This window comes from Paraburkholderia sp. SIMBA_054, from assembly GCF_046534875.1.
Classification (GTDB): Bacteria; Pseudomonadota; Gammaproteobacteria; order Burkholderiales; family Burkholderiaceae; genus Paraburkholderia; species Paraburkholderia hospita.
On record NZ_JAWRXV010000905.1, the window covers coordinates 1 to 266 of the forward strand.

Genomic DNA, 266 nt, shown 5'->3' on the forward strand with positions numbered 1-266 from the left:
CGGCGGCGCTCAGGGCCAGCGCCGCCACGCGCGAGCGCATGGCCAGCGGCACCATGGCCGGCACCAGCAGCGCGTAAAAGACGTACATCGGCAGCACGCTCGACAGGTACGGCTGCCGGCGCAACACCGCGATTTCCAACGCCTGATGCAGCGGCCTCGCGGCGAAAGGCGACCAGCCGTTAAGGTCGATCATCGCGTGATTCAGATTGAGGAACGCGAGCACCGCGCCCGAAAGCAGCGTGAGCAGCGCCGTCAACAGATAGGCG

The 266-nt window shown here is 67.3% G+C and carries 1 protein-coding gene; it reads right to left on the reverse strand.

All coding sequences use genetic code 11. The features are described 5' to 3' along the window. Positions 1–266: OpgC domain-containing protein (gene opgC / locus SB822_RS57760; RefSeq protein WP_410859193.1), on the reverse strand; the 266-nt coding region annotated here is incomplete at both ends.